The organism is Mesobacillus maritimus (assembly GCF_044803185.1).
Classification (GTDB): Bacteria; Bacillota; Bacilli; order Bacillales; family Cytobacillaceae; genus Mesobacillus_B; species Mesobacillus_B maritimus_B.
Genome location: NZ_CP085225.1, coordinates 498,960 through 521,562, shown reverse-complemented (window position 1 = coordinate 521,562; position 22,603 = coordinate 498,960). Strand labels below are relative to the sequence as shown.

The 22,603-nt window shown below is 38.6% G+C and carries 23 protein-coding genes; 14 read left to right on the top strand and 9 right to left on the bottom strand.

The features are described from left to right. The first annotated feature begins 245 nt into the window (after positions 1-245). On the top strand, positions 246-1,907 hold the full coding sequence (locus tag LG336_RS02555; RefSeq protein ID WP_404331014.1) for a glutamine--tRNA ligase/YqeY domain fusion protein: 1,662 nt from the start codon (positions 246-248) through the stop codon (positions 1,905-1,907). Positions 1,908-2,193: 286 nt separating this feature from the next. On the opposite strand, the gene LG336_RS02550 is transcribed toward LG336_RS02555, so the two are convergent. The 4 genes from LG336_RS02550 to LG336_RS02535 form a co-directional block, all read right to left on the bottom strand. Beyond that, complete coding sequence (locus LG336_RS02550) at positions 2,194-3,018, bottom strand: basic amino acid ABC transporter substrate-binding protein (RefSeq protein ID WP_404331013.1); 825 nt, start codon at positions 3,016-3,018, stop codon at positions 2,194-2,196. A gap of 255 nt (positions 3,019-3,273) precedes the next feature. Further along, complete coding sequence (locus LG336_RS02545) at positions 3,274-3,996, bottom strand: amino acid ABC transporter ATP-binding protein (protein WP_404331012.1); 723 nt, start codon at positions 3,994-3,996, stop codon at positions 3,274-3,276. Then, positions 3,993-4,649 carry an amino acid ABC transporter permease gene (locus tag LG336_RS02540; RefSeq protein ID WP_404331011.1) on the bottom strand — a complete coding sequence of 219 codons (657 nt, stop codon included), beginning with the start codon at positions 4,647-4,649 and terminating at the stop codon, positions 3,993-3,995. Before LG336_RS02540 ends, LG336_RS02545 begins: the two co-directional genes overlap by 4 nt. 125 nt (positions 4,650-4,774) lie before the next feature. Beyond that, positions 4,775-5,596, bottom strand: a complete 822-nt coding sequence (locus tag LG336_RS02535) for a basic amino acid ABC transporter substrate-binding protein (protein ID WP_404331010.1) — start codon at positions 5,594-5,596, stop codon at positions 4,775-4,777. 412 nt (positions 5,597-6,008) lie between these two features. On the opposite strand from LG336_RS02535, the gene LG336_RS02530 reads away from it, so the two are divergent. Then, positions 6,009-7,673, top strand: a complete 1,665-nt coding sequence (locus LG336_RS02530; RefSeq protein ID WP_404331009.1) for a PAS domain S-box protein — start codon at positions 6,009-6,011, stop codon at positions 7,671-7,673. A 75-nt stretch (positions 7,674-7,748) separates the two neighbouring features. Here the strand turns inward: LG336_RS02530 and LG336_RS02525 are convergent, their stop codons facing one another. Next, positions 7,749-7,979, bottom strand: coding sequence for an excisionase family DNA-binding protein (locus LG336_RS02525; RefSeq protein WP_404331008.1), 231 nt, complete (start codon positions 7,977-7,979; stop codon positions 7,749-7,751). A 266-nt stretch (positions 7,980-8,245) separates the two neighbouring features. After that, on the bottom strand, positions 8,246-8,806 hold the full coding sequence (locus LG336_RS02520) for a DUF1836 domain-containing protein (RefSeq protein WP_404331007.1): 561 nt from the start codon (positions 8,804-8,806) through the stop codon (positions 8,246-8,248). Positions 8,807-8,947: 141 nt separating this feature from the next. Between LG336_RS02520 and LG336_RS02515 the strand changes: the two genes are divergently transcribed. The 3 genes from LG336_RS02515 to LG336_RS02505 all read left to right on the top strand — a co-directional run bounded on the left by LG336_RS02515 (position 8,948) and on the right by LG336_RS02505 (position 10,185). After that, positions 8,948-9,595 (top strand): hemolysin III family protein, encoded by a 648-nt coding sequence (locus LG336_RS02515; protein ID WP_404331006.1) that lies wholly within the window; start codon positions 8,948-8,950, stop codon positions 9,593-9,595. A 164-nt stretch (positions 9,596-9,759) separates the two neighbouring features. Further along, positions 9,760-9,981: a hypothetical protein gene (locus tag LG336_RS02510; protein ID WP_404331005.1), complete on the top strand. Its 222-nt coding sequence runs from the start codon at positions 9,760-9,762 to the stop codon at positions 9,979-9,981. A 48-nt stretch (positions 9,982-10,029) separates the two neighbouring features. Then, positions 10,030-10,185 (top strand): hypothetical protein, encoded by a 156-nt coding sequence (locus LG336_RS02505; RefSeq protein WP_404331004.1) that lies wholly within the window; start codon positions 10,030-10,032, stop codon positions 10,183-10,185. A 72-nt stretch (positions 10,186-10,257) separates the two neighbouring features. Here LG336_RS02505 and LG336_RS02500 read toward each other — a convergent pair whose 3' ends face one another. After that, positions 10,258-10,563: a MerR family transcriptional regulator gene (locus tag LG336_RS02500; protein WP_404331003.1), complete on the bottom strand. Its 306-nt coding sequence runs from the start codon at positions 10,561-10,563 to the stop codon at positions 10,258-10,260. Positions 10,564-10,806: 243 nt separating this feature from the next. Between LG336_RS02500 and LG336_RS02495 the strand changes: the two genes are divergently transcribed. The 4 genes from LG336_RS02495 (at position 10,807) to LG336_RS02480 (ending at position 14,428) form a co-directional block, all read left to right on the top strand. Next, positions 10,807-11,133, top strand: a complete 327-nt coding sequence (locus LG336_RS02495; protein ID WP_404331002.1) for a MerR family transcriptional regulator — start codon at positions 10,807-10,809, stop codon at positions 11,131-11,133. Positions 11,134-11,333: 200 nt separating this feature from the next. After that, positions 11,334-12,638 carry an ammonium transporter gene (locus tag LG336_RS02490; RefSeq protein ID WP_404331001.1) on the top strand — a complete coding sequence of 435 codons (1,305 nt, stop codon included), beginning with the start codon at positions 11,334-11,336 and terminating at the stop codon, positions 12,636-12,638. A gap of 91 nt (positions 12,639-12,729) precedes the next feature. Then, on the top strand, positions 12,730-13,707 hold the full coding sequence (locus LG336_RS02485; RefSeq protein ID WP_404331000.1) for a DUF294 nucleotidyltransferase-like domain-containing protein: 978 nt from the start codon (positions 12,730-12,732) through the stop codon (positions 13,705-13,707). Next, the gene (locus LG336_RS02480; protein WP_404330999.1) at positions 13,694-14,428 is read left to right on the top strand and encodes an exonuclease domain-containing protein; all 735 of its coding nucleotides are present in this window, start codon (positions 13,694-13,696) and stop codon (positions 14,426-14,428) included. The genes LG336_RS02485 and LG336_RS02480 overlap by 14 nt, the downstream gene beginning before the upstream one ends. 385 nt (positions 14,429-14,813) lie before the next feature. Here the strand turns inward: LG336_RS02480 and LG336_RS02475 are convergent, their stop codons facing one another. Both LG336_RS02475 and LG336_RS02470 read right to left on the bottom strand, forming a co-directional pair. Beyond that, entirely contained in the window at positions 14,814-15,767 is a 954-nt protein-coding gene (locus tag LG336_RS02475; protein WP_404330998.1) for an SDR family NAD(P)-dependent oxidoreductase, read from the bottom strand. A 105-nt stretch (positions 15,768-15,872) separates the two neighbouring features. After that, a complete protein-coding gene (locus tag LG336_RS02470; RefSeq protein WP_404333076.1) occupies positions 15,873-16,208 on the bottom strand; it encodes a metal-sensitive transcriptional regulator in 336 nt (111 codons plus the stop codon). A gap of 371 nt (positions 16,209-16,579) precedes the next feature. On the opposite strand from LG336_RS02470, the gene LG336_RS02465 reads away from it, so the two are divergent. The 5 genes from LG336_RS02465 to LG336_RS02445 all read left to right on the top strand — a co-directional run bounded on the left by LG336_RS02465 (position 16,580) and on the right by LG336_RS02445 (position 22,536). After that, positions 16,580-17,809 (top strand): DUF438 domain-containing protein, encoded by a 1,230-nt coding sequence (locus tag LG336_RS02465; RefSeq protein ID WP_404330997.1) that lies wholly within the window; start codon positions 16,580-16,582, stop codon positions 17,807-17,809. Positions 17,810-18,119: 310 nt separating this feature from the next. Continuing rightward, positions 18,120-18,434, top strand: a complete 315-nt coding sequence (locus LG336_RS02460) for a metal-sulfur cluster assembly factor (protein ID WP_404330996.1) — start codon at positions 18,120-18,122, stop codon at positions 18,432-18,434. Between the two features lie 606 nt (positions 18,435-19,040). Continuing rightward, positions 19,041-19,904: a DUF4097 family beta strand repeat-containing protein gene (locus LG336_RS02455; RefSeq protein ID WP_404330995.1), complete on the top strand. Its 864-nt coding sequence runs from the start codon at positions 19,041-19,043 to the stop codon at positions 19,902-19,904. A 160-nt stretch (positions 19,905-20,064) separates the two neighbouring features. Next, a complete protein-coding gene (locus tag LG336_RS02450; protein ID WP_404330994.1) occupies positions 20,065-21,804 on the top strand; it encodes a LytS/YhcK type 5TM receptor domain-containing protein in 1,740 nt (579 codons plus the stop codon). Then, positions 21,805-22,536: a LytR/AlgR family response regulator transcription factor gene (locus tag LG336_RS02445; RefSeq protein WP_404330993.1), complete on the top strand. Its 732-nt coding sequence runs from the start codon at positions 21,805-21,807 to the stop codon at positions 22,534-22,536. The last annotated feature ends 67 nt before the right edge of the window (positions 22,537-22,603 follow it).

Below are 22,603 nucleotides of genomic sequence, written 5' to 3'. Positions count from 1 at the left end.
TTATGAAAATCCACTTAACTCCCTCCCATGTCACTAACTTCTATATTAAAAATAACAGAAAAACCTAAAATTGTTTATAAAACCGCCTTTATCCCTCATACCTTTTTGGCACTATAGATGTGTCCTACCCATTAATCTACGATATACTTGTATTTCTACTCATTTCTTATTACTATAAAGGTCTATAGAAAGGTATAATGAAGGATAATACTTTACATAAAAAGAAACGGAAAGGCTGATATCGGTTGGAAGAGAATTCTAATTTTATTAAAACAATCATTAAAGAGGACTTAGAATCTGGCAAGCGAAACAAAGTAGTTACCCGGTTCCCACCTGAACCGAACGGTTATTTACATATCGGGCATGCCAAATCTATTGTGATTAACTTCGGTTTAGCGGATGAATTTAATGGGCAAACCAATCTTCGCTTTGATGACACCAATCCGCTAAAGGAAGACCAAGAATTTGTGGATTCCATCAAAGAAGACGTGGCTTGGCTTGGATATGAATGGGAGAATTTACGCTATGCGTCAGATTACTTTGAGGAAATGTACGAGCGTGCAGTTCTTTTAATTAAGAAAGGAAAAGCCTTTGTTGATGACCTTTCTGCAGATCAAATTCGTGAATATCGAGGGACTCTTACTGAGCCCGGTAAAGAAAGTCCGTTCCGAAATCGCAGTATTGAGGAAAACCTTGATTTGTTCGAACGCATGCGTAAGGGCGAATTTGCGAATGGGGAAAAAGTTCTTCGAGCAAAGATTGATATGGCTTCTCCAAATATCAACTTGCGCGATCCTGTAATCTATCGTATTTCCCATACAAGTCATCATAATACTGGTGATAAGTGGTGTATTTATCCGATGTATGCTTTTGCACATCCGCTAGAGGATGCCATTGAAGGAGTTACCCACTCCCTGTGTACAACTGAGTTTGAGGATCAGCGCCCATTTTACAACTGGGTAGTAGCTGAATGCGATATGGAAAATATTCCTCAACAAATTGAGTTCGGCCGCTTGAACATTACCAATACAGTTATGAGTAAGCGTAAGCTTAAACAGCTTGTTGAAGAAAATTATGTGGATGGTTGGGATGACCCACGCCTACCAACTATCTCTGGGTTAAGGAGACGCGGGTTTACACCTGAAGCAATCCGTGAGTTTGTTGCAGCTGCTGGTGTTTCCAAAGGATATTCCACTGTTGATGCCCAAATGCTTGAGCACTTTGTTCGTGAAGACCTTAAGCTGAAGGCACCGAGAACAATGGGTGTCCTTAAACCATTAAAGGTCGTCATCACCAATTATCCAGAGGGCGAAGTAGAGTGGCTAGATGCTGAAATTAACCCTGAAAATCCTGAGATGGGCACAAGAAAAATTCCTTTTTCTCGCGAAATATATGTTGAACAGGATGACTTCATGGAAGATCCACCTAAAAAATACTTCCGATTGTTCCCAGGAAATGAAGTCCGCCTAAAGCATGCTTACTTTATTAAGTGTGAAGAGGTAATTAAGGATGAAAAGGGCAATGTAGTCGAACTACGTTGTACCTATGATCCTGAAACCAAAAGCGGTACAGGATTTACTGGTCGTAAAGTAAAAGGAACTTTGCATTGGGTGGATGCTACACATGCGATTCCTGCTGAATTCCGCCTGTACGAGCCACTTATCCTTGATGCTGATAAAGAAGCATCCGAAGAAGAAGGCGAAGACAAAACGTTCCTTGATTACGTGAACCAGAACTCGCTGGAAATCCTTCAAGGCTTCATAGAACCAAATATGAAAGAGGCCAAGGCGCAAGATAAGTTCCAATTCTTCCGCCACGGTTACTTCAATGTAGATCTTAAGCATACAACAGAGGAAAAGCTCGTATTTAACCGTATCGTTTCTCTTAAGAGTTCTTTTAAATTATAGTTTGGAGGCATCTGACCTGCTCGAGGAGTGTTTTTATCGAGGGGAGGCAGATGCCCTTTTTAATTGTTGGATCTACTCTCACTAGCATTCATTATTGCGTACTCTCTTATTATTGACCTTTCTTCTGTTTTCCGTCATCTCTTATGGGCTCTCATCCGGCTTATTGATGGCCTTTCTCCCGGTTCCCCCACCACTTAGGGCTCCAATCCCCAAATTCTTTAATAATAAAAACAACCGTCTTCTTATAGCTCGGAAGACGGTTGTTTCAATATTTTAATAGTGCTTATTACTGTTGTTCTTTTAAAATTTCAATATTCGGCTCAATCCCAAACCACTCTTGATAAATCTTTGTGTAAGTTCCGTTATCAAGGACAGTATTTAAAGCCGTGTTAAATTCCTCAACTAGCTCGCTGCCTTTAGGGAATAAAATGCCGTAGAATTCGGAATCAAAGCTTGTATCTGCAATAACGGTTAAGTCTTTGTCTGGATTATTCTTTGCGTATTCTTCCACAACGACATTATCTGCAACGACGGCAGCTGCGCCACCACTTTCCATTTCCATTATCGCTAAGTTATTATCTTCAAATTTCTTAATATCTTTATGATTTTTTCCAAGTAAAGCATCCATTGCTGCTTGGCCAGTTGTTCCATTTTGTACAGCCACTGCATTCCCCTTTAAATCCTCAGCAGATTGGATATCGCTATCCTTTGGAACCAAAATTTTATTTGTTGATTGGAAGTAAGGAACTGAAAAATCATACGTTTGTTTTCGGTCATCATTAATCGTGATTGCCGCAACCGCTAAATCTGCACGTTTACTTTCAGTTTCGACGAAAATAGGATCCCAGCCTAGATGTTCAACTTTTACTTCGTAGCCTGCCTCTTCAGCGACCGCTTGGATCAAGTCAATGTCAAAGCCAACCACTTCACCCTTATCGAGGTATTCCATTGGTGCATATGCCGCATTTGTAACCACTCGCAATGTTTTCTTTTCTCCGCTTGCATTTGACTCTGTTTCTTCTCCACTTGGTTCATTCGCTGTTCCGCAAGCAGATACAAATAAAACTACTGTAAGAACGAGACTCCATAGTAAAATCACACTCTTTTTCATTTTACATCCCCCTGTTTATTCGTTGAAAGGTTCAAATCTTTCAAGATTCATATTTTAATAATGGTATTATTATAACTCTACTTGCATTAATATACAATAATATAAAAATAAAATCTTTCTGAAAATGTTTTTTTACAATACTAAACTTCCATGTCACAGCTAATTTCTTACTAACGGTTTTACTTTGTATAGAATATAAAAGGAGGCTCCTGACCTCTAGCTGATCGCTAGGGCATCAGGAACCTCTTTCGCAATTTATAGTACTTTGCTAAGAAAAGCTTTTGTTCTTTCTTGCTGCGGTGATTCAAACAATTGCTTTGGCTCGTTTTCTTCGACGATGTATCCTCCATCCATGAAGATTACTCGGTCACCAACCTCGCGAGCAAAACCCATTTCATGTGTAACCACAACCATTGTCATTCCCTCTTTAGCCAACCGCTTCATAACCTCTAGTACTTCCCCCACCACTTCTGGGTCTAGTGCGGAAGTCGGCTCATCAAATAGCATTATCTTTGGTTCCATCGCTAATGCTCTCGCAATTGCTACACGTTGCTTCTGTCCACCTGACAATGAGCTAGGATAGGCATCCGCCTTCTCCTCAAGTCCGACCTTACGTAACAACTCAATTCCTTTATTGCGGGCAACCTCGGCCGAAACTTTTCGGACCTTTGTCGGAGCAAGCATAAGGTTTTCAATAACGGTCTTATGTGGAAAGAGATTAAAATGCTGAAAAACCATTCCAACTTCTTGTCGCATTTTATTAATATCATTCTTTTTATCAGTAATGTCTTTTCCTTCAATTAAAATATGGCCAGCCGTAATCGACTCCAGCAAATTAATACATCTTAATAACGTAGACTTCCCTGAGCCAGAAGGTCCGATTACAACAACAACCTCCTGAGGTTCAATCAATAGATTGATATCTTTTAACACTTCATTGTCCCCAAAGGACTTTTTGAGATTTTCAACCTTAATCAATCTGTCTTCAACCTCCTTTCAAGCCTATTCAATAAGAAGCTTAAGCTTATAGTTAAAATGAGATAAATAACAGCAGCAGTCAAGTAGGGCTCCCATACCTTGTAATATTGACCGGCCATGGCGCGTCCCCAGTACATTATTTCTGGTGCCGTTATGACAGCTGCAAGCGAAGATTCCTTAATCAATACAATGAATTCATTCCCAAGTGGCGGAATCATCCGTTTAAATGCTTGCGGGAGGATGACATTCCACATGGCTTGTACATGATTCATTCCAAGGGAGCGAGCAGCTTCCATCTGCCCCTTATCGATTGATTCAATTCCGGCACGAAAGATTTCTGCTAAATATGCCGCTGAATTCAAAGATAGAGCAATAATGGCTGCATAAATTGCATTGGTCTCACCTATTAATAGGGGGACCACTCCAAAATGAACCAATAAAATTTGCACAAATAAAGGCGTACCTCTAAAGAAGGTAATATAAATAGTAAATGGAAAAGCCAAAAGTTTATTTTTTAACATTTTTCCTAGGCCAATAAATAATCCAAGCACCGTTCCTATTAAAATTCCTGCGATTGAAAGACCAATCGTTACTAATGTCCCTTTTAATAGGAAAGGCGCATATTCTGCGATAATATCAAAACGAAAATCCATCCGGTGTCCCTTCCCTCTTTTTTTGAAATTAGAATACAGATAAAAGCGAAAATTGGTCTGTAAACGTCCACGGTTAATTAGATAAAAATTGCGTAACTATAAAACAGTTACGCAATTAACTACCCTTATTGCTGTTCCTTTAATACCTCTATATTTGGTTCATTACCAAACCACTTCTGATAAATCTCAGAGTAGGTTCCATTAGCAAGTATTGCATTAATCGCTGTATTAACCTCATCTACTAACTCACTATCTTTAGGGAACAATACTCCATAAAATTCAGATTCGAACGTACCGTCTTCAACGACTGTAAGGTTTTTATCTGGGTTGTTCTTTGCATACTCTTCGACAATCATATTATCTGCAACAACTGCATCAGCACCGCCGCTTTCCATTTCCATAATAGCAAGGTTGTTGTCTTCAAATTTCTTGATATCTTCATGGTTTTTTCCTAGCAACGCATCCATTGCCATTTGTCCGGTTGTACCGTTTTGAACAGCTACTTTTTTCCCCTTAAGGTCTTCAGCACTTTTTATATCGCTTCCCTCTGGAACTAAAATTTTATTAGTAGATTGGAAGTAAGGAACTGAAAAATCATAGGTTTGTTTGCGATCATCATTAATTGTAATAGAAGAAACCGCTAAATCCGCACGGTTGCCGCCAATCTCAACGAATATTGGATCCCAGCCAACGTGCTCAATTTCAAGTTCATAACCTGCTTCCTCAGCCACAGCTTTTACAAAATCAATATCGAATCCAACAACTTCACCCTTATCTTGATACTCCATAGGTGCGTATGCCGCATCTGTCACTACTCTTAAAGTCTTTTTCTCTTCTTCCTTATTTGTCTCAGTGTCGCTACCCTTTTCTTCAGGGGTGCCACAGGCTGCCAAAATTACAGTAAGCATTAAAACAATGCCCCAAATAATCGATAATTTTTTTTTCACTTCATTTCCCCCTTTTTTAATCGTTTAAAATCAGTATGCACGGAATCCACAAAAATATTTTATAAATTCTTATTTTGAATATATTATAACTACGTTTGTATTTATATGCAATAAAACATTGAAAACTTATAGAACGTTTTTGCTAATAAAAGTTTGTTTATTAAACATACATAATAGTTTTCTTAATTTCTGACTCTTATTTTTATGCATATCTTTAGAATCTATTTAGATTAGATATATTCCCTTTATATTTTTCCTTAACATTCTTCCTAAATCTACATCCTCACATTGAATCAAATTTATGCTACGATTAAAATCGAAATTGGTCTGATTTTATATAAGATTATCAGTCCATAACATGTTATGATTTGTTATATTTGTTAGGATTCACAGATGACAGGAGACTGATTAAATGCAGAAAAAGAAACTGTTTATGATATTTATCTTCGTTAGTCTTGCATGGATTTTTGGGACAAACCATCTTGTTGACCACTACGCTCCTGGTCACCTTGCGGAAATATTTGAAAATGCCAAAGAGTTATTCTATGTACTAGTAACAGGGTGTTTCTTTTATTTTTATGTGTTGAAATCAGAACAGCTTACTGTAGCTATAGAGGAGGAACGGCGCTTATCCACACTCATTAACTCCATGGTGGATGTCGTTATCTTTAAGGATGGACAGGGCCGCTGGATTGAAGCAAACCAATTTGGCTTAAAGCTTTTTCAACTTGAAGGTGTTGACTACCGTGGTAAAAAGGATTCTGAGCTGGCTGAATACACGGAGTTTTTCGGCGATGCTCTTCGAAGTTGTGAAGTAACCGATGAAGAAACGTGGAAAAATGGCATTGTCACACGTGTAGAAGAAGTTATTACCAATCCGGACGGCACTGCGAAGACATTTGATACGATAAAAGTTCCTCTTTTTCATCCGGATGGGAGTAGACGAGGCTTCGTCGTAATTGGAAGAGATATTACGGAAAGAAAGCAAGTAAAAATGCTACTCGAGGAAAGTGAACAACGTTATAAATCTTTGTTTGATTATAATCCAGACATCGTTTACATGATTGATTTAAACGGAGTGATTGCCAATTTAAATCCGCAGTTTCAGTCAATTACAGGCTTCAGCCCCGAAGAGACAATAGGTAGAAGATTGGAACACCTCGTTAAAAAACGGCATAAAGAAGAAATTTTAAAAGCACATTCATCTGTTATTGCAAATCATAAGTCAGAAATGTTCGAACTTAATGTTAAGCATAGAAACGGAAAAAACATTACACTTAATTGTACATCTGTACCGATGGTTATTAACGGCAAGATTGCAGGGATTATTGGATACGGGAAGGATGTTACTCAAATAAGGGAAACAGAGAAGCGCTTGCGTAGAACAGAAAAGCTATCAGTCGTTGGAGAACTCTCAGCAAGTGTCGCGCATGAAATCCGAAATCCACTTACTTCTCTGAAGGGTTTTGTGCAGTTACTAAAAATGGAAGATGAAAAGCATCATCTTTATTATAAGATCATGCTGGACGAACTTGACCGAATCAATCATATTGTGGGGGAGTTACTGCTGCTCGCAAAACCACAGAAAGTACTGTACAAAAAAGTAGACATCCAGAACATTTTATCTGATGTTGTTTCTCTGCTTAAGACCGAAGCTAGTCTGTATAATATCGAGATTGATCTGATGAGTAGTGAAGACCAAATGAAGATTGAATGTGAACCCAACCAACTTAAACAGTTATTTATTAACATTATTAAAAATGCAATTGATGCCTCTAGTCAGGGCGATGTTGTTACGATTTCACTTGATCAAGTTGGAGAAAATATTTCAATTATTATTAAGGATAATGGTTGCGGGATTTCTAATGAACGTCTCAAACGTTTAGGTGAGCCTTTCTATTCATCAAAAGAAAAAGGCACTGGTCTTGGGTTGACGGTTTCCTTTAACATTGTTCAATCCCATAATGGAAAAATTCTATTTACCAGTGAACAGGACAAGGGAACCGTGGTTCAAATTGATTTACCAATAAAAAGCAAACATAAGTGTCCTGCCGATGAAATCGTATCTGTCGGATAATATCAGAAAAACCTTTTATAGGAAAAGGCCCGTTCTAAAAAGGAGACGGGCCTTTAGTTTGTTATCAACTTGTAGCTAATCCTCATCCTTGATATCAATATCTTCTGGGATTGGTTCGTTTAGTCTTTCTTCTACTAACTTTTTATACTTTTCTAACTGCTTTAAATGGGTCGCGAACTGCTCCTTATAAATTAAGTACTCCTCACCATCATAAAGCGCTCGTATTTTCCTCTGTCTAACCAAACTCTCAATTTGATTCTCCGGAATAGATAAAAATTCAGCTGTCTCTTTAATAGTCAAATACATCCATACTCATCCTTTCCTACAACACCGTACCGGGGGTCAGGCCCTTTTTATTCATGGCTCTTTTCTCAATCTTTGTTGTTTTTGAATATAGATTATTGGGGGTTAAGCTATGTTTCACTCCAATAATCTATTATTTTATGAGAAAAGAGCTTGCAAACTTACTACATCGTACAAAATAGCTTATCTAGCGTTAAATTCGGCTTTAGGTAGTAAAAATCGGTTTTAAGATTTTTATAATTTTAACAACAATCAGTACGAAACCAGCCTTATTCTTTCAAAGTGTCGACTAGTTTTTCAGCTGTTCTTCTGTATAGATTGCTCATATTAACCAACGAGGCAATTAAGAGGACTTTTTCAAGATCATTAGTATCCCCTTCCGTTTGGACTAGCTCATTTTTTGCCTCGTTTGCTTTTTCTCTTAAGTTTTCTTTATAACTGTCGATATTTTTTTGGTGAAGATTTAGATAGCTTTTATAAAACTGTTCAAGATCTACCTCGTCCACAAGTAGTTTCTCATTAATCCCATTTAAAACAGTCTTTATATCCCCGATGGAAAGTACACCCTTCAACTGATATATAAGTGCTATTAAAATGATGTGTTCTTTGGAATATTTCTTATTCTTCACCGGTAAGAATAAATTTCCTTTAGCGTAATTATTAATCATTGTCTTCGTTAGAATTTTTTCAGCATCATTTCGTTTGGTTGTTCCGAATGTTTTCTGAAATAACTGAATCACTTGATCCATATATAAATCAATGCTTGGAATATCCTCTAAAGAAATATTTTCATTGTCATCTAGCTTATCGATCATCTCAGCTATATCCATTTCCTGCCTCACTTCTCAAGTTTTATTAGCTTTATTATACCGACATCCGCCCCAAAGGTAAACCTTGACTACATTATATATTATCAATATAATTGTATGTAGTATAATAAACTACATATCAACACATAAGGAGTCGATATTATGAATCAACTCATTCGCGAACCTATAAACGGGTTCACCCATCTTGCAGGAGCAATCCTTTCCTTTGCTGGTCTGCTGGCATTAGTTATTAAGGCAGCCACCGAGTCAGCTTCTTCTCTTGCTCTCACAGCAGTCATTATTTTTGGTGTAAGCATGATTCTCCTTTACAGCGCTTCTGCTACCTACCATATGGTTATGGCCCGAGACGCCATTATCGCCTTTTTACGTCGCCTTGATCACTCAATGATTTTTGTGCTCATTGCCGGTACGTATGCTCCATTTTGCTTAATCACCTTAGATGGACCCACTGGTTCAATTTTATTTTCTATCATTATGGCCATTGCACTCTCAGGTGTTGTTTTTAAGATGGTCTGGTTTGATTGTCCAAGATGGGTATCAACCGGCCTATATCTCTCCATGGGCTGGATGATTATATTCGCAGCAGGTCCTCTTGCCGAAAACCTTGGGTCAGCAGGATTAAGTTTATTAGTGGTAGGAGGCCTTCTCTACACCATAGGTGGATTAATTTATGGCTTCAAGCCTAAGTTCATGAAATCTAAATATATGGGTTTTCACGAGATTTTTCACATCTTCATTTTACTGGGAAGCCTAGCCCATTATTTAAGCGTATATCTTTTTGTTTTATAATGTTTGTCCCCCTTTAGAAAATAGGGGGGCTTTTCGTTTTCCCAATTCAAAAAGGGCGTAAGGATATATGCCAACTTCCGTGACACTAAGGAATGTTTCCCATACTCTAGAAGAAATAACCAAGAAAAAGCAAAGAAAAAACGAGAATGGAGAGGAAATAAACCATGAAGAACACAAGAGAAGTTCAATTAGCAGAAAGGATTATCCAGTTAGATTTATTGCGCGACGAATTATATGAAGAATTGTTAGTAACCTTTGGTTGGAGAGCCCAGGAATTCCTTCGGGCTGTACAGAACAGCCAATTTATTGACCACTCCCCCAATAGGATGAAGACTACCGAAACTCATCATGATGCTCAATGGAAAAATGAAGTCTATTCCAACTAATTGCCTCTTTCATCATACCGCTCATAAAACACGAAGGAGAGGAATAGCGTGGCAAAATTTTTAAGAGAAGGATTGGAGAAAGCAAAGCAGCATTATATCAAGAAGATTATCCAACAAAAAGTCACTCCATCTTCCACCCAAGAATTATACCGCCTCCCATTAAGTGACCTTCGAGAAATCCTTAAATACATTAAAAGTCGTTAAAAAGCGCAAATTCAAAAACCGCCAACAATTGGCGGTTTTCTTCTTTTCAATCGATAAAGAATTCTATTAAAATCATTTTCTCATTCTGAAGTGGGCATTCAACTGTCCTTTTATCATTTCATCGCGAATTTTTTGTTTATTCTTTTCCTTGTTCAATTCTTTTTTTATTTCTGCTGTTTGCACCCCCTCTTCTCTTCTTTCGGCAATCTTCATTAATGTTTCAACATCTTCAAATGAATACTTTCTCCCCCCTTTCCCTGTCCGCCCCGGTGAAAGCAAACCGCGCTCTTCATAATAACGGATTTTCCGGAGTGATAATCCTGTAAGTTCACTAACGATTCCAATTGAAATGACTTTTTTCTCTTTATAGGATGACATTGCTCCCTCCTCGCTGACATAGTCTAGGAGATTTACTACTATTACTGTTGATTATGGATGATTTATTGGTTTTCTCAACTTTATTGGGAGATGTCCTTACAATCATTTTCATTAACTAGGAATATAGTAATGTAAAACAGTATTAATTATATTTAAATTTTTTGACTATTCACTATCCATATTTTTAGTGATGTGAGATAATATAACATATTTTTCAATTAAGAAAGGTGGGGGGAACAAACAATGAGCCAAGAAGCTTCTTATAAAGATAAAAAAGTGATAACAATTGGGATTGTTAGGGAACTTACCGGGTTATCCGAGAGACAGATACGATATTACGAGGAACGAAAATTGATTTTTCCAGAGCGCACTCCTGGAGGAAGCAGAAAGTACTCTTTTTCAGATATTGAGCTGCTAATGGACATCGCCGAAAAAATTGAGGATGGAGTTCAGACATTCGAAATTCGCCAAGAAATGATTAAAGATAAGAAAAAGGCAGAACAAGCGAAACTTCGCAAAAAAATGATTCAAGGGCAGCTTAACGCTCAGTTTGGTATACGAAAGCCTTAGATCCACTTCACATCCATAACTCGATTGTGCGCCCATGTTTTATTTCCCAACCTGTATTTTAAAAAGCAAAGGAATACATTCTCTCTCCTCCCAAAATATGTGTTAGGATTTCTGACACTGTTGTAGAAATAACCTTACACCGATGCGAAAATACAATTACAGAAAGCCAAATAAACCAATTTGGAAGGGGAGAAATGAATTTGGATACTACATTTTTATTAAACAGTGTTTGGGTTATGGTATCTGCAGTATTGGTCATTTTAATGATTGGGGGCTTCATCCTATTAGAAACAGGTTCAACGAGAATGAAAAATGCCGGTCATATTGCCGGAAAAACGATCCTCACCTTTGGGATTGGTTCCATTGTATTCTGGGCATTCGGTTACGGGTTAATCTTCGGTGAAGGAAATGCATTAATTGGTTTGTCGGATTTCTTTTACTCAGGTTATGACGTAGAAGGCTTAGGACTTTCCGGAGCAGTATTTTTCTTATTCCAAACAGCATTTGCTGGAATTTCACTAACCATCGCCTTTGGTGGCTTTGCTGAAAGAGCAAAAATGGGAGTTTACCTTGTATTCGCAGTTTTATTCTCACTATTGGTTTACCCACCAATCGCTCACTGGATTTGGGGCGGCGGCTGGTTAGCAGAGCACGGAAAACAGGACTTCGCAGGATCAACTGTTGTTCACTTAACTGGTGCAATGGCTGCACTTGCTGCTACCATTCTATTAAAACCTCGGATTGGCAAATACAATAAAGATGGTTCCGCAAATAATCTTTATGGACACAACCAAGTTTATACCGCCTTAAGTGTATTGCTTTTATGGGTAGGTTGGTTTGGATTCAATGCTGGTAGTACAGTCGCTGTTGACGATGGATTCTTTGGATTTGTTGCAGTAAACACCAACCTCGCTGCTGCAGCTGGTACAATTGCTGCAATGATTATCTCTTGGGTAGTGATGGGGAAAGCAGATGTTTCTATGATGTTAAACGGCGCTTTAGCTGGCTTGGTTGCCATTACGGCATCATGTGCATTCGTTGATACTTGGGCATCTGTAGTCATTGGTTTCGTCGCCGGTATTCTTGTATTCTATAGCATTCGTTTCTTTGAAGCTCGTAAAATCGACGATCCGATTTACGCTTTATCTGTACACGGAGTAGCTGGTGTTTGGGGGACTTTATCAACCGGTCTATTTGCAACACCAGAACTCGCTTCTGTCGGGCAGCCGGGATTATTCTACGGTGGCGGTTTTGAGCAACTTGGCGTTCAAGCTCTAGGTGTTGTTGTCTGTGGCGCATTCGCCTTCATCGTTTCCTACGTACTATTAGCCGCTATGAAAGGCATTATGGGTGGTCTACGCGTTACGGAAGAAGAGGAAATCATGGGTCTTGATATTAGTGAACATGGCGCTTATGGGTATCCTGAGTTGCTTGAAGCAGAAAAAACTGCAAACAAAGATCAATCACTTAATCTTGGAAATGACGGCGGCACGCTTAAAGCTTAGCTTATTTAATAGAAGTGATTAAAATATTTATTCTCCCCTTGAGCCTTGGTTCAAGGGGAAATGCTATTTTAAGAGACGGGGTGTTAATGGCATGGCAATGAACATCAAGTATGCACAGATAAAGGCATTCCGGGACCAGGAAATGAGCCATGTTTGGTCCAGTTCATCACAGTTAAATTTACTTCATGATGAAATCATCAAGCAAACCGTAAATCTTGCAGTTGAATCATTCCAGTCTGAATTCGGTCCCCCACCTTCACCATTTTGTTTCTTTGTTATGGGGAGTGCTGGAAGATCTGAACAAGGTATTTGGAGTGATCAGGACCACGGCATTATTTTTAATGAAACGAGAGATGTAAAAGCCCAAGAGTACTTCCTAACACTTGGCAAAGAAATCTCCGAAGGTTTGGTTGAAACTGGTTATCAAAAATGTGACGGCAACGTGATGGCAAGTAACCGTTTGTGGTGTAAGTCTTTTGAGGATTGGGATAAGCAGCTAAAGAGTTGGGTACTCGAAGCTTCTTGGGAATATATTCGTCATTTGTTAACATTTATCGATGGAAGATGCCTTTATGGAGAAGATTTGATTGGTCATCTAAAACAATCAATCTACCCATTTATTCATCAGAAGCAATTGCTTTCTCGAATCCTTGAAAACACAATGCATGTTAAAAAAGGGGTTAACGTCTTAGGACAATTTCTTGTTGATACTCACGGGCACATGACCGGTTCATTTAACCTAAAAGAAACTGCGATATTTCCATACGTTAATGCAGCTAGAGTAATGGCCATCCGCGAGAGTTCCTTAATAACTTCTACTTACGAACGGCTTCACCTTTTACCTGATTCCGTTCTAAAAGAAAAATATGCAAAGCAATTCTTAACCCTACAAAGCTATCGTCTTCAATACGGAATTCACACCGGCTATGATTCAGGACATTACGTTGCTATCGGTCGATTATCTAAACAACAACGAAAAGAGCTAAAAGAAATACTGAAAGACGGAATCAGTCTTTTTGACTATGTCAAAAAACTAGTAGAAAAGGATGACCAACATGGGCATGAATGACTTTATCCAGTTTTTCAGAGGCATGGGCACAAAAAAAATAGGGTCAAATGTTTTAGCAGGGCATCGACACTCTACCGCGCAGAGCATATCCTTTTTACGCCAACTCGAGAAAGAAGTACGTCAAAAAGACGATTTGTCCTCTCCATTAAACCAACTTGAAGTTGTGGTATTTGATATAGAAACGACTGGCTTTTTTCCCGACAGAGGGGATGAAATCATCTCAATTGGAGCTGTAAAAATGCAGGGGCGCGATATACTACCACAGGAAACATTCTATTCTTTAATCCGTTCAAATAACCCAATTCCTCACGAAATCACAATCTTAACGGGTATTCATGATGAAGATTTGCAATCTGCTCCCGAAATAGCTGACGCCCTAATGAAATTTTTCCATTTTACCTCAAGTAGAATTCTTATTGCCCATCATAGCAAACACGAGCAAAGCTTTATGCAGAAAGCGACCTGGGACCACACCAGAACAAAATTTCAACATCGGATAATTGATACCTCTTTTTTAACTAGACTTTTTGATCCCTCATCAGGGTCCCAACCATTAGAAAAAGTTTGTATAGATTGCGGTATCGAGATAAAAAATCGCCACAACGCGCTTGGAGATGCATTAATGACTGCTGAATTATGGGGGCATTATCTCCAAAAGGCTGAGAAGGAAGGCTTTACTACTCTTGGAGAGGTTTACGAACATCTAGCAAAACTAAGGTGACTCTGTTGCGAACCCACCCCATAGTTAGTATTTTTTCACGGACAAAATGCTCTCAATAGCTATCGGTCTATCCTTGAGGTGTGCTCTCACGGACAAAATACTCTTAAATAACTATAAATCTGTCCTTGAGACATGCTCTCACGGACAAAATACTCTTAAATAACTATAAATCTGTCCTTGAGACATGCTCTCACGGACAAAACACCCCTCAATAATCACCATACCGTTCTTGAGATGTACTCACAGACAAAACGCTCATCAACCACAGTCGAACTGTCCTAAAAATGAACACGCCAACAAGGGATTATAAAAAGCCCAAACTCTACGCGAGTTAGGCTCTAATTAATAGATATGCTTTACCATTTTCTCCAGATATTCGAACACCTTAAGCTTTTTTACCTCCTTCTTTATCTTGTTTCATATAATCTATCGTCTGGCGTAGCCCTTCTTTGTAAGGGGTCCTAGGAAGTGGGCCAATCATCGCTTCATATTTCTGACCATCCAACACCACTGGTTCTTCAAATAGATAAAACATCTCCACAACCTCGCGCATATTTGCATTAAAAAGACCTAGTACACGAATCATGTTTATAGAAACAGTTGATAACCCCTTTTGATAGCCTGTCAGCTCCCTAATGGTTTGAATCAATTCTTCCCCTGTAACCACACTGTTTCCTGGTATATTCCAATTTTGCCCGTAAGCACTTTCGTCCAAAGCCAAATTAACAATTGCCTTTGCACCATCCGGTGTAAAAATATATTCACGGGCAACGTTTTGTTTCCCAACAAAACCTGATTTTTTCCCTTGAACCACGTTTGCCAGAGTATAGTGTAAAACAGAGTTCTCCGCATTAGGTCCGTAGAAATCAGGAAAATGAGCGATTAACGCTGATACACCTGACTCCTTAATCATTTTTTCTAACCGAAGACGGATTTTCCCCTTTTTAGTATGAGGACTTTTTTCCGCATCTTCCTTCACCTTTTTTCCTTTGCATCTTCCATAGGCGTAAATATTATCTACAATAGCTAATTTACTCTGCTCATTAATCGCAACCGTTAAGATATTATTGACTAACACCGGAAGTTTCTCTTCCCATTCAGGATAGGGAATATTAGCTGAGTGAAAAATGACATCGACCCCCGTTGCTGCGTCTTGTAAATCGGCAATTGAAAAGATATCCCCACAAAAAATGGTTACATTAGAGTCCTTATTGAATAGTTTCTCTAACTTTTCCTTCGTCCGGGCAAAGGCGACTACACCAATTCCTCTGGCCGATAACTCCTTTACAATTGCATACCCCATCCCTCCTGAAGCCCCAAGCACTAATGCCTTTTTCATCTTACGCCCTCCCTCTTTTGACTCTGAAAAAACATAATAGATAAGAAAAAATAAAAACCCCAAAAGAGACAACGCTTTGGGGTAGTTCTGAGCTGAATTATTATTTTATTTCTTCATTAATTTTTGTATCGTCACTAATAGTTCATCAACAACCTCTTGGTCGCCCTCTTGAATTCGCTCAACAATACAGGTTTTCATATGACCTTCAAGCAATAGCTTTGCGACACTATTTAATGCGGCTTGAGTGGCGGAAATCTGGGTAATGACATCATCACAATATGTATCTTTTTCAATGAGTCCCTTTATTCCTCGAATCTGCCCTTCAATTCGGTTCAATCTTGTGACTAAGTTCTTCTTCATTTTATCAGAATGATGACTTTTTCTGTCTGTAGCACAACATTGGTCATCAGATTCCGTTATTTCTCCATCTGAATTAAGGATATCCAACTAAAAACCTCCTTTCCTTTATTTTACTATACCCCCACGGTGTACTCAACATGACCTATTCGACAGATTCCTCGATAGCCAGAAGTTTTCTAGATTCAGAATATCTATTGCGAATTTGTGAAAGAGCCCGGATGTAGTGAGCAAAAGGGGACCATTCAAAATAAGATTTTACTAGCCTAACCCCCGCCATATTCGGGTTTAAGAGGATTTATGTAACATTTTTACTCCTGTGACCTACATCACAAACCCATGAATTTAGATGTGTTACATTGTTAATGAGAAAAGTTATCAATGATTTTTAACTATAAACATCGTGAAAATATATTCGACTATAAATAAAATAAATTTCCAAAAGGAGAATGAATATGAGCGAAATTATTAATAATCGTGAACAAGTAATTGAAAATCAAACAGAACGTCAGGAAACTCTAAAACAAATCATCAAAGATTTGCACAACGGAAAAAGTGTTGATGAAGTAAAAGCTCAATTTGAAGATGCCGTTGGGAACATAACAGTTGCGGAAATTTCAAAGTTGGAGCAAGCATTAATGGAAGAAGAAGGAATTCCTGTATCCGAGGTTCAACGCCTTTGCTCAGTTCATACCGCTATTTTCAAAGGGTCAATTGAAGAAATTCATCGCTCGGAGAAACCAGAAGACCAGCCTGGTCACCCTATTCATACTTTCAAGCTAGAAAATAAAGAAATTGATCTCCTTATTAATTTTAAAATGCAACTCCACCTTGAGCGTTTTGAAAAAGACGATAGCGAAGAAAATATTAACAAACTAATCGAGGATTTAAACCTACTTTATGATGTGGATAAGCATTACACACGCAAAGAAAATCTCCTTTTCCCTTATCTTGAGAAATATGGCATTATGGGTCCAACCCAAGTCATGTGGGGCGTCGATGATGGCATTCGCGCTGCAATCAAGGGAGCTAAGGAAAAATTAATCAATTATAACGGAGAAAAAAAGGCTATTAGTTCAGCTGTTTACTTTGTAATCAAAGAAACTAGCGAAATGATTTATAAAGAAGAGAACATCCTTTTCCCAATGGCACTACAAACGCTAACGGAAGATGAATGGGTAAAGATTGCCCATGATGGTGAAGATATCGGCTATTGCTTAACAGGACCTGCAGGTGTTTGGAAGCCAGAACGCAATGAGGTTAAAGCTGCTGCTATGTCTGATGGCTTCATTAAAATGGAAACAGGCCTTTTATCCTTAAAACAATTAGAGCTTATGTTAAATCATTTGCCAGTAGATATTACTTTCATTGACCAAGATGATGTAGTTCGGTATTTTTCACACGGAAAAGAGCGCATTTTCCATAGAACGAAAGCGGTTATCGGAAGAACTGTTCAAAACTGTCACCCCCCAAAAAGTGTGCACGTTGTCGAAGACTTACTCCGTGATTTCAAGGCTGGAGAAAAGGACCTTGAAGATTTCTATATCAAGTTCCGTGATAAATATGTTTATATCCGCTATTTTGCAGTGCGCGACGAAAATGGCGAATACATGGGTACACTTGAATTCACCCAGAATATTGACCCTATTCAAGCAATCGAAGGCGAAAAACGAATCTTATCTTAGAGGAAAAGCTATTGCGCCTTAATCAGACCCGAGCGACTAGGCACTGGAGCTGGACAATTCTCGAAGTTTAAACTTTTAAACTGTTTTACTTTTATTAAATGACTATGTTAAATTACGTTGTTGATTTTCACAGGTTGATTGGAGCGGAAGGCACGAAGACTCCTGCGGGAGTATGGGGCTGGGGAGACCCCACAGGCGCTTTAGCGCCGAGGAGGCTCCCCGCAACGCCCGCGGAAAGCGAAGTGCCTGGAGCGGAAATCAACAGCTACCTTTAACAAAGCCTATTAAATATTAATGAGGTGAATTTCAAATGACAAATGAATTAACAGAAAGAATTTATGAAGTTCTTGAAGAAGTAATTGACCCGGAACTTGGGATTGATATCGTTAACTTAGGTCTTATCTATGATGTTATTTTAGACGAAGAAAACAATCTCCTAGTAAACATGACGATGACATCAATGGGTTGCCCGATGGCACCACAGATTATGACGGATGCACATATGAAGCTTTCTGCTAACATTAAAGAATTAAAAGAAATTAAAATCGACATCGTCTGGTCCCCTGCTTGGTCTAAAGATAGGATGTCGCGTTACGCAAAAATTGCTCTTGGAATCCCAAGTTAAAATCTGAATAGATACTAACATAAAAAGAGTATCTGGTTCGTTTCCTTCATGAGGCAAACGAGTCAAGTACTCTTTTTTATAATAAAGAGCTCTTTCTTCAAGTTTACGGGTTCTCTTTAACAGTGTAAAACAACAAAACTCACGACAAATTGGAAATATTAAGAAGGCTTGTCTTTAATCGAATAAGTAACGCAAATAAAATAAGGGGAGATTTTCCGGTTATGCAATTAAAAATCCTCCATTTTCACGTTTTTCGAGTGAATAGCGGGAGTTTCTCCGTTTATTTAAGCTAATTTCAATGCTTTTTACTTAATAAGAGGAATTTTTTCTTCTATTTTTTTAGAGTCAAAGAAGATAGTGGATTAACGGGAAAAGCAGGGTAAATACCAATATGGTTGCCTTGCCTTTTTTGCTTTTTGCACCTCGAGAGAGAACCCGTAATCTTCGATCACGATTCCTTTACCCCTATATTCATGAAGGTCCATCCTGTTTCAGCCTTAAGTCTGACTCGTAATTCATTCTATAGTTCATTGAGGGCTTATCGGATTTGGAATAAGATGGTATCAAGAGGATAAAGCGGAAAGTAAACGAAATGGAGTGGGCGAAATGATAAAAAGGATACTCGTTATTTTTTTGGTGATTACTGGGATATACATTATTTTTTCAAATTTTCCAGTGTTAAGTTTGTTAGGTTTTAATTCTACCAACAACCAGTCTGCTGAAATAACAGAAAGAATCGACAGCATCGAGATACAAACTACTAGTGTTCCTACAACCATTATTCCTGAAAATAGAGAAGATCTGAGTGTCGACTATGATGGAAAAGGAACTGTAAAGATTGACCATAAAGGTGATACGGTAAAAGTAGAAGTTACTGGTCCAACATTCAGTTTTTTCAGTATCAATCGAAATGCTAATTTGAAGATTTTTATCCCTGAAGACTATAATCGAAACATGGAAATTAAAGTTGGCTCTGGGACATTAGAGCTTTCAGGACCTTCGAAAGAAAATCCAATGAAGCTTGATAAACTTGAAATTACTCTTGGATCAGGCAAGTTAGAGCTTAGAAATTTAATTGTGAATCATATTGATCATAAGGGTTCATCTGGCAAGGTAGACGTTGACAATATTCAGTCAACTGCAAGCTCTTTTGATATGAGCTCAGGAAAATTGAACATCCATAACTATTCAGGAGCTATTGATGCGGAGGTTTCCTCTGGAGAAATGAACATCCAAATCGATGAATTAAATGGACACTCTAGCGTCAAAGCTAGTTCAGGCAGGATAAACCTCGATTTGCCAGATGATGCTGATTTCACACTGATGGGTAAAACTAGTAGCGGGACAATCAACTCTGAATTCGACCTTACAGACGAAAACATAAGTAAAAATCGTCTAGAAGGCAAATACGGCACAGGTAAATACAAACTAGATTTACAAGTTTCAAGTGGAAACATACGTCTATACTAAGAAAAGTGCATAAAAAGAGGTGTTTGACCCCCGGCGTGGTGATGCTTCACCGCATCACACCACCGGGGGTCAGGCACCTTTTTGTTCTTTTAAAATAAGAAGAGTTGGCATAAAATGAGCTTAAAGATTCTATGTCTTATGGGTTAAAGGAGCTTTCTATATGTTTGAACTTCTGACTACTATGGTTGAAAGACTCGGTATCATTGTTACGATTGCCTTTATTTTAACAAGGTTTCAATTCTTTAGAGATATGATTTATCAAGAACAGTTGAACCGTCATCAACAATATACGGCGATTCTCTTTTTTGGTTTTTTTGGGATAATTGGCACCTATACTGGACTTAGTTTGAGCACCGAAAGTTTACATTTTAACCGCTGGACCTCTGACCTGGCTGCGGATGAAGCGATTGCCAACTCGCGTGTAATTGGCGTCGTGATAGCAGGCTTGCTTGGCGGATATAAGGTTGGGATTGGCGCTGGTTTAATTGCTGGAGTTCATCGTTTTACTTTAGGTGGTTTTACTTCCCTTTCTTGTGGACTTGCATCCATTATTGCCGGTGTTTTAGCAGGTTTTTTCCATAAAAGGAACCGACACATAAAACTCAAATCTGCTTTTTTCATTGGGGCATTGGCTGAAGCGGTACAGATGCTGATTATTTTGTTCCTATCGCGCCCATTTGAACAAGCTCAGACCTTGGTTGAGATAATCGGCTTACCAATGATTATTGCAAACGGACTCGGTTGCGCGCTCTTTTTACTAGTGATTAGAAATGTTGTAAATGAAGAGGAAAAGGTCGTTGCCGTCCAAGCACAGAAAATTCTTCGGATTGCAGATCAAACACTTGCTCACCTACGAAATGGGATGAACCCTCAGTCTGCGCATGCAGTTTGTCACATTTTACATAAAGAGATTAAGGCAAGTGCAGTCTCGATGACGAACATGACTGAAATTTTAGCCCACGTTGGGCTAGGGGATGATCATCATCGATCAGAAAGGCCAATCCAAACTCAAATTACTTTGGATGCCATTCATAAAGGTGAAATCGTTGTTGCCAACCAAGAATCCATCCAATGTCGAGAAAAGGGTTGCCCCCTTGGTGCTGCGATAATCGCACCACTAAAATTACGTGGAAAAACAATCGGTACCTTGAAATTTTATTTCCGTTCTGAAAAAGAAATAAACAATGTGGTAATGGAGCTTATTTCCGGTCTCAGTATGATGATTAGTAACCAACTTGAAATTGCTGAGGCGGATCGTGCCTACCAACTAGCTAAGGAAGCTGAGGTCATGGCACTTCAAGCACAAATCAGTCCACACTTCCTGTTCAATTCACTGAACACCATTGTTTCACTCATTCGGCTTGACCCTGCAAAGGCCAGGAAATTGCTCGTTTCCCTGTCGCATTTTTTACGTCAAAATCTCACTGTGACTACACACAGTATGACTACACTTGAACAAGAAATGAAACATACGAAGGCTTATTTAACCATTGAAGAAGCAAGATTTGTTGATAAATTAGAAGTGATTTATGATATTGATAAAGAGGCACTTTCTCAAAACATCCCGCCGCTAACATTGCAGCCTATAATTGAAAACTCAATTAAACACGGTTTTAAAAATAAAGAAACGAATTGCATCATAAAGGTTACGGTTAAAAAAAGGAATGGCTCTATCTTCGTGAACGTAACAGATAATGGTCAAGGAATGAGTAAGGAGCGCGCAGAGCAGATTGGGAAAGAACTCCTCCATTCTGATAAAGGAACTGGACTCGCCCTTTATAATGTTAACCGCAGACTTACCATGACATACGGGGATGACGCAGCTCTTAAGATAAAAAGTGATGTAGATAATGGTACTGAAATTACCTTTTCTATCCCTTATATAAAGGTGGCAAATTAGATGGAAACAACCATAAAAACGTTGATAGTTGATGATGAACGATATAGCCGTGATGAATTAAAGCATTTATTGCAATCCTTTCCTTCCATTCAGATTGTCGGAGAGGCAGAATCTGGGGAGGCTGCCATTATGAAAGCACTCCAGTTTCAGCCAGATGTTGTATTCCTAGATGTTGAGATGCCAAAAATGAATGGCATGGCTGCGGCAAAGGCGCTAATGGAACTTAAAAAGTCACCATTAGTAGTGTTTACCACAGCATATCCGCAATTTGCTGCAGAGGCATTCCGCTACGATGCCGTTGACTACCTATTAAAACCCTATGATGAAGAACTTTTACAAGAAACAGTCGAGAGAATTGAGAAGAAGTTTTCCCCTCCAGTCGGACATGATGTTGGGAAAGGTGCTGCGAAGCTAGCAGTAGAATCAGAGGGAGAAATTTTTTACCTAGAACCAAAGGAAATCCTTTACATGTTTAGAGAGGAAAAGGTTACGAAAATTATCACTAGAAATGGGGAGTTTGAAATCAAAACTCCTCTTAAAGACTTAGAAAGTCGACTTAATAATTATAGCTTTTTTCGCATCCATAAAAGCTATTTAGTGAACCTCGAGCATGTAACTCGACTTACCCCGTGGTTTAATGGGGCCTATCAATTAGAAATTGAAGGAAGAGAAGATTTACTTTCCGTTAGCCGGAATTATGTTAAAGCTCTACGTTCAAGGTTGGAAATTTAATGAGTACAGGTTCTTATAATCGAAACAAAATTTTAAAATCTGTCACATATCCATTCTGGATAAATGC

Coding starts and splice junctions, on each gene's coding strand:
- LG336_RS02455 (WP_404330995.1), top strand. CDS start 19,041: ATGATAAAAAGGATACTCGTTATTTTTTTGGTGATTACTGGGATATAC.
- LG336_RS02460 (WP_404330996.1), top strand. CDS start 18,120: ATGACAAATGAATTAACAGAAAGAATTTATGAAGTTCTTGAAGAAGTA.
- LG336_RS02520 (WP_404331007.1), bottom strand. CDS start 8,806: ATGGATATAGCTGAGATGATCGATAAGCTAGATGACAATGAAAATATT.
- LG336_RS02480 (WP_404330999.1), top strand. CDS start 13,694: ATGGGCATGAATGACTTTATCCAGTTTTTCAGAGGCATGGGCACAAAA.
- LG336_RS02515 (WP_404331006.1), top strand. CDS start 8,948: ATGAATCAACTCATTCGCGAACCTATAAACGGGTTCACCCATCTTGCA.
- LG336_RS02465 (WP_404330997.1), top strand. CDS start 16,580: ATGAGCGAAATTATTAATAATCGTGAACAAGTAATTGAAAATCAAACA.
- LG336_RS02510 (WP_404331005.1), top strand. CDS start 9,760: ATGAAGAACACAAGAGAAGTTCAATTAGCAGAAAGGATTATCCAGTTA.
- LG336_RS02495 (WP_404331002.1), top strand. CDS start 10,807: ATGAGCCAAGAAGCTTCTTATAAAGATAAAAAAGTGATAACAATTGGG.
- LG336_RS02550 (WP_404331013.1), bottom strand. CDS start 3,018: ATGAAAAAGAGTGTGATTTTACTATGGAGTCTCGTTCTTACAGTAGTT.
- LG336_RS02530 (WP_404331009.1), top strand. CDS start 6,009: ATGCAGAAAAAGAAACTGTTTATGATATTTATCTTCGTTAGTCTTGCA.
- LG336_RS02450 (WP_404330994.1), top strand. CDS start 20,065: ATGTTTGAACTTCTGACTACTATGGTTGAAAGACTCGGTATCATTGTT.
- LG336_RS02445 (WP_404330993.1), top strand. CDS start 21,805: ATGGAAACAACCATAAAAACGTTGATAGTTGATGATGAACGATATAGC.
- LG336_RS02485 (WP_404331000.1), top strand. CDS start 12,730: ATGGCAATGAACATCAAGTATGCACAGATAAAGGCATTCCGGGACCAG.
- LG336_RS02540 (WP_404331011.1), bottom strand. CDS start 4,649: ATGGATTTTCGTTTTGATATTATCGCAGAATATGCGCCTTTCCTATTA.
- LG336_RS02500 (WP_404331003.1), bottom strand. CDS start 10,563: ATGTCATCCTATAAAGAGAAAAAAGTCATTTCAATTGGAATCGTTAGT.
- LG336_RS02525 (WP_404331008.1), bottom strand. CDS start 7,979: ATGTATTTGACTATTAAAGAGACAGCTGAATTTTTATCTATTCCGGAG.
- LG336_RS02475 (WP_404330998.1), bottom strand. CDS start 15,767: ATGAAAAAGGCATTAGTGCTTGGGGCTTCAGGAGGGATGGGGTATGCA.